General features: G+C 74.5%; 3 protein-coding genes. All 3 read right to left on the bottom strand.

The window, feature by feature from the left end; all coding sequences use genetic code 11:
• Positions 1-114: 114 nt before the first annotated feature.
• Entirely contained in the window at positions 115-3,147 is a 3,033-nt protein-coding gene (locus tag ACFCY7_RS38100; RefSeq protein WP_376490672.1) for a tetratricopeptide repeat protein, read from the bottom strand.
• Positions 3,144-5,009, bottom strand: coding sequence for an HSP90 family protein (locus ACFCY7_RS38105; RefSeq protein ID WP_376490673.1), 1,866 nt, complete (start codon positions 5,007-5,009; stop codon positions 3,144-3,146). The genes ACFCY7_RS38100 and ACFCY7_RS38105 overlap by 4 nt, the downstream gene beginning before the upstream one ends.
• Positions 5,010-5,135: 126 nt before the next feature.
• Positions 5,136-6,200: an AI-2E family transporter gene (locus ACFCY7_RS38110; protein ID WP_376490674.1), complete on the bottom strand. Its 1,065-nt coding sequence runs from the start codon at positions 6,198-6,200 to the stop codon at positions 5,136-5,138.
• Positions 6,201-6,290: the final 90 nt, after the last annotated feature.

Consider the following 6,290-nt stretch of genomic DNA (forward strand, 5'->3'; position numbering starts at 1 on the left):
TTTGTGGGGGGGGGGGGGGGGTGGTTTTTTGTGTGGTGTCTCTTTTTGTTGGGGGGGGGGGGGGCGGGGGGGGGGGGGGGGGCGCCCCCCCCCCCCCCCCCGCCTCCGTCGGCGTCAGTCGAGCCCGTCGAGCACGTTCTCCGCCCTCGCCTTGAGTTCGGCCGCCTCGGGCCCTTCGTACGTGCCGAGTTCGGAGACGAACGCCGTCATCCGGGCGACGGCCTCCGCCGTGCGACCCAGCTCCTGCTCCGTCCATGCCGCGTAGGCCTGGCACTGGAAACGTTCGGTCAGGGCGTCGGTGCCGAGCCCGGCGTAGAGACCGGCGGCACGGTCGGAGAGGGCGAGGACCTGCTCCCGGATCGCGCGCGCCCCGGCCTCACCTTCCTTCCCCTCCTCGTCCTCGTCCTCGTCCTCGTCCTCGGGCAGGGTGTTCTGGAGGAGCCGGGCGAGCTGCTGCCAGGTCTGTGCCTGCTCGTACCGCAGGTCGGGCTCGTCGGAGCCCTCCACGGCGGCTGCCGCCTGCTCCATCAGGGCACGGGCGCAGGCGGACCCGGTGTCGGTCGTGTCGTCGGCGGCGGCCAGCCAGGCCAGCGAGCGAAGGAGGCGTGCCTCCGCCGTCGGGTTGCCGCCGGCTCGGCGCCACAGTTCGAGGGACCGCTCGTAGGCGGCTTCGGCCTCGGTGGTGAGGCGCGAGGCGGCGAGGGCCTCGCCGGCCGAGTGGGCGAGGCCGGCCTCGAACGCGGGCTCGTCCCAGCCCTTCGCCGTCTCGGCGGCCAGCAGGTACTGCTCGGCCGCTGCGCGGGGGTCGCGCAGCTCCCGGAGGAGGCCGCCGAGCAGCTCCCTGGCCTGCACGCCGTCCGCCTCGCCGTGCTCCAGGAGGTCGGGGAGCGCGGACTGGAGCACCTCGGCGGCCTCGGCGGTCCGCTCGGCCGCCGCGTAGGCCCGGGCGAGGAGGAGTCTCGCCCGGGCTCCCGCCGTCGCCGCGTGTCCGGCCTGGTCGAGCCAGTGGGTGGCGTCGAGGGCGTGGAGGGCCGCTTCCCGGGCTCCGTCGGCGCCTTGGCGCAGGAGGATGTCGGCGAGGGTGAGGCGTACGCCGGCCTGTTCGGTTCCGTCGGTCAGTTCGGCGGCGTGGTCGAGGGCGGTGCGGGCCGTGGACGCGGCGGCGGCGAGTTCGCCGCGGGCCGCGAGGACGCTCGCCCGCAGGGCGAGTGGTTCCACCGCGTCCCAGGGCTGCTGGGCCGCGAGCAGTCGGTCCGCCGCGGCGGCGAGCAGGGGTGCCGCCTTGTCGAGGTCGTGTTCGGCGAGGGCCAGCCTGGCGAGGGTCACTTCGCTGTCGGCGACGAGGTCGGCGATGCTGCCCGGTCCCGCGGTGCGGGCGGCGGGCTCGTCGCCGTGCTCCGCGACGACGCGCGCGAGTTCGGTCGCGAGGCGGTCGGTGTCGGAGAGCGGTGCGGCGTCGTCGGCGGCGGCCTCGCGCAGGTGTGCCTCGATGCGGAGGGTGGTGAGTTCGGCCCCGAGGAGGCGCCGGGTGCGCTCCGGGTCCGCCTCGTCGAGCGCTCGGGCGGCCCGGGCCGCGGCGGCGAGGAGGGCTCGTGTCTCCGCGGGTTCGGCGTCGCGCCGGACCGCGCATCCGGCGGCGCCGAGCTCGGCGTGGGCCGCGCGGCCGAGCTGTCCGGCGGCCCGGTAGGCCCCGGCCGCTTCGATGTAGAGGTCGCCGGCGGCCGGGTCGTCGGCCCGCGCCGCGGTCACGGCGCGGTGCGCGAGGAGGTCCGCGGCCAGGACGGGGTCGGTGGCGGTCACGGGGTCGGTCCCGCCGCCTGCCCCGGCGTCCCCGCCGGTCTCCGCGAGCTGGGCCACCCGGGCCCAGAGGGCGTCGGCCGAGGGGTGCCCCTGCTGTCGGGCCGCGCGGGCCCGTTCGACGAGTGCGGGGAAGTCGGGCTCGGCCGGGTGCGATCCGGCGTCCCGCGCGTCTGCGGCGTCGAGGCCGGTTCCCGCCTGCCCGGTGCGCTGGGCGGGGAGGGCGGCGGTGGGCAGCAGGGCGCTGCGCACACCCAGCGGGAGGGCGTCGGCCACGGGGCGGCCGGCGATCCGGTCGACCAGGCGCTGGGAGACGAGGGGGGTGCCGTTGCGGGCGTCGAAGCGGGCGGCGATGTCGGTGGCGTCAGCGTACAGGAGTTCGTACAGCTCCTTCACGGTGCGCTGCGTGCCGGCGTAGGAGACCGCGGGCCGGTCGCCATGGCCGAGGTCGGTGAGCCGCCGGAGCAGGACGAGCACGCCGCCGGAGAACTCCATCTGCGATTCGACGTCGGCGAGCGGTCCGAGGTGGGCGGCGTGCTCGGCGAGGATCTCCAGACCGCGCGACTCGTTGCCGGTGAGGGCGCAGAACTCGATGTGCTCGCCGACCGAGCGGAGCAGGCTCTCCTTGCCGCGGACCATGCGGTAGCCGCGGAGGTGGTACGAGCGGGCCTCGTCGGTGCGGCCGAGGCGGGCCAGCGGGAGGAGGGCGTGGGCGAGTACCCGGTGGGGCTCCTCCATGCAGGAGAGGCCGTCGGAGAGGACCGGCTGCCAGACCTCGATCGCCTTGGCGTCGTCGCCCTTGCGGGCCCAGTACCAGCCCTGGGTGTTGATCTCGCAGGCGTGGCAGTCGCTCATCGCGTCGCGCTCGGCGGCGGCCCAGCCGGCGATGGCGCGTTCGGTCCTGTCCTGGTCTCCGATGGCGTCGGCGAGGTGGAACTCGGCCTGCCGGACGGCTCGTTCGCTGTATCCGGCCAGGCGGTAGCGGCGCTCCATGTCGGTGAGCCAGCCGTCGACGGCGGTGAGCGGGATCTCGGGGGACTCGACGATGCGTCCGGCCACCCATTTGAAGCGCCAGAAGAGCCGGTGGACCTCGTGGGCGGCGAAGGAGCCGGGGTCGCGGTCGTACTCCTGGAGCAGCCGGGCGAAGGGCACGACCATCTTGGTGCGTTCGGCGCTGTACTCGTACGCCTCGATGAGGCAGACGAGGGCGGCGCGGAAGAGCTGCCGGTCGCCGGTGGCCTCGGCGGCCGCGCCGAGCGTCTCCGCGTGGACGTTGCGCGCGGCGCCGTGGGGTGCGCGAGCGTTCTCCGCGAGGCCGCGGCGGATGTCCTCGGGGGTCATGGTGGTCACGCGTCGTTCTCCTCTGCGTTCGCGGGCGCGGTGCGGTGGGTGGCCCATTCCAGGAGTCCGAGGAAGGCCCGGTTGAGCAGGGTGGAGTCGGCGGGGCGCAGGGGCCGCTGGGACATCAGGAGGGCCTGGCCGTAGAGCGATTCGACGGCGGTGCCGGTGAGTTCGGCGTCGGGCAGGCCGGCGATCCGGCGGATCAGCGGGTTGTTGTGGTTGAGGACGAGACGTGCCCGGGGTGCCGTGCCGCGCAGGGCGCCGAGGATGTCGCTCCACAGCGAGTCGGCGTTCTCCTGGGCGGTGGCGCGGTCGCGCTCCTGCCGTGCCTGGCGGTCGTCGAGGAAGAGCGCGGGGACGCTCACCGGCTGGAAGGCGCGGAGCACGACGTCGCAGCCGTGCGGGTCGAGGCGGGTGCGGGCGGTGGCGAGGAAGGAGGCGAGGGCCAGTTCCGCGGTGGTGGGCACCGGGTCGAGGCGGTCGGTGACGGCGCCGGCGTCGAGTTCGGTGACCTTCACTCCGGGGCGGACGGTGGGCAGCAGGGCGAGCAGCTCGGCGTCGTAGGTGTAGCCGGCGTTGACGACGCCGAGGCCGTGGGCGGCGGCGATCGGGGCGATCTGCCGGAACTCCTCCACGGTCCGGGTGAAGTGGATCTCGTCGTGGGCGGCGGCGAACTCCTCCAGGCCGACGTCTCCGTCGCTGGTCTCGAAGGGGAGCCAGGGGAGCATGAGCTCGAAGAGCTCGGGGTCGTGGCGTGCGAGGGACTTCACGCCGAGGTGGTGGACGCGCAGGAAGGCGGCGAGTCGCCCGGGGTCGCCGGCGGCGAGTTCGGCGAGCCACTGCCGGATCCGGGCGCCGAGTGCCTCGCGTACGGCGGCGAGGGTCTCGTCGTCGTACAGGTTCTCGCGCGAGGCGGTGGGCCGCAGGGTGTCCGTGTCCACGACGGCCCGGACGAAGAAGGCCCATTCGGGCAGCAGGTTGCTCGCGTGGTCGGTGAGCAGCATGCCCTTGAGGTAGGTGCGGTGTCCGGCGCGGTGCGCGGGGCTGGTCGGTTCGGGGAGCACGTACGCCACACCGCGCACTCCGGCGACCGGGAGGTCGAGGTCGATGGTGTCGAGCGGGGTGAAGCCGAAGACCTGGGCGCAGTGGCCGGCGAGCGCCACCCGGCGGGAGGCGGGGGTGGGGTGGGGGCGGTCCCAGACGGCGGGGCGGTCGGTGACCGCTCGCTCGACGGAGTCCGGGCCGGCGAAGGTGATGTCGTACGGGAGGAGGGAGCCGAAGTCCCGGGCCAGCTCCTCGACGCGTGCGGGCTCCGTCCACTCGCCGACACCGGGGCGGGCTTCCAGGTACACGGTGGTGCCGGGCTCGGGTCGGGCTTCGTCGGGCAGCGTCCTGACCGTGTACGAGCCGTCGTCGGAGGCGAGCCATTCCACGGGTGCGGCCCACGGGGTGCGTGCGGAGCGGGTGACGACCCTGATCCGCCGTGCCACGACGAAGCAGGCCAGCAGGCCGATGCCGAACTGGCCGAGGAACTCGCGCCGGGCGGACTCGAGGCCGTGCTCGCCGCCGCGCTTGGAGCTGCGGCCGATGGTGGCGAGCAGGGTGTGGACCTCGTCGGCGGTCAGACCGATGCCGCTGTCCTCGATGGACACGGTGCCGTCGGCGGCGCGGAGCCGGATGCCGATCGTCGCGACCGGGTCGAGGGCCTGGCGGGCGGTGACGGCGTCCACGGCGTTCTGCAGGAGCTCGCGGACGTACACCCGGGGGCTGGAGTAGAGATGGTGGGAAAGGAGGTCGACGAGGCCGCGCAGGTCGACCTGGAACGTGCTGGAATCCGGTGCCTTCTCGTCGTCCGGGGTCGCGGAAGTCATGGTGCATCACCTCGTGTGCGCAGAGTGGGACGGCGACCTCGAGGACCCCCCCTCATAGATCGCGAACGGAACACAGCCTAGAGGCGGCCTCTGACAATTGCGCCGGAGATATGCCCGTCCCGTCGCTCACGCGTTCGCCGACGTCCGGGCCTCGCGCAGGGCCGTGTGGACGGACCAGACGACCGAGACGAGCGGGACGGCCACCACGGCACCGACGATGCCGGCGGCGATGGACCCGGCGACGACCGAGATGGCCACGACGAGGGGGTGCAGCCGTACGGCCCAGCTCATGACGAGGGGGTGGAGCAGGTGGCCCTCGATCTGGCCGATGACCACGATCAGCGCGACCACGAGGGCCGCCACCAGGGGCCCCTGCGAGGCGAGGGCGACGACGGCGGCCACGGCGAGGGCGATGGGCGAGCCGATCAGCGGGACGAAGGCGGCGAGGAACTCCAGCAGGGCCAGCGGCACCGCGAGCGGGACCCCGAGGAGCCACAGCGCGACGCCGACGAGGACCGCGTTCACGGCGGCGACCAGCACGATCCCGTGCGTGTACCCGGTGAAGGTGCGCCAGGCCGCGCTGCCTCCGATGCCCACCCGGCCGCGCACGGAGCGCGGCAACTGCTCCTGGAACCATCGCCACTGGCGGTCTCCCGAGTGGACGAAGAACACCGCGCAGAAGAGGGCGAGGGCGAGGGTCGTGAGGACGGCGACCACATGGCCGGCGCCGCTCAGCGCCGTGCTGACGAGGACCGACCGGTGGCTGGAGAGGAAGTCGCCGATCCTGGCCTGGAGGTCGGTGAGCGCCCCCGGGTCCAGCCGGAACGGCGGCCGTTCCAGCCAGTCCTCGATCCGGCCGACCCCCACCCGGAACTCGCGGACCAGCGTCGTCCGCTCGCCCGCCACCGCCTCGCCGACGAGCGCGAGCACCCCTAGGACGAGGGCGATGCTGCCGAGCAGGGTGAGGGCGACGGCGAAGGGCCGGGGCAGGCCGCGGGCGACGACGTCGGCGACGGGGCGCAGCAGTGCGGTGATCACCAGGCCCAGGAAGACGGCGACGCCGATCTCGTGGAAGCGGCCGAGCACGGCGAACAGGCTGTAGACGAGCAGGCCGACGACGAGGACGCGCCACGCGTAGGCGGCGGCCGTGCGGAGGAAGGGGGTCACCGTCGGTGGTGTGCCTGGCTGCATGGCGTACGACGTACCACCGGTGGCCCGCGGGGCCACGCCCCGGCGCCGACATTCGCCCGACCGGGGTCCGCCCCCCCCCCCCCGCCCCGG

Source organism: Streptomyces sp. NPDC056361 (assembly GCF_042262805.1).
GTDB lineage: Bacteria > Actinomycetota > Actinomycetes > Streptomycetales > Streptomycetaceae > Streptomyces.

Coding starts and splice junctions, on each gene's coding strand:
- ACFCY7_RS38105 (WP_376490673.1), bottom strand. CDS start 5,009: ATGACTTCCGCGACCCCGGACGACGAGAAGGCACCGGATTCCAGCACG.
- ACFCY7_RS38110 (WP_376490674.1), bottom strand. CDS start 6,200: ATGCAGCCAGGCACACCACCGACGGTGACCCCCTTCCTCCGCACGGCC.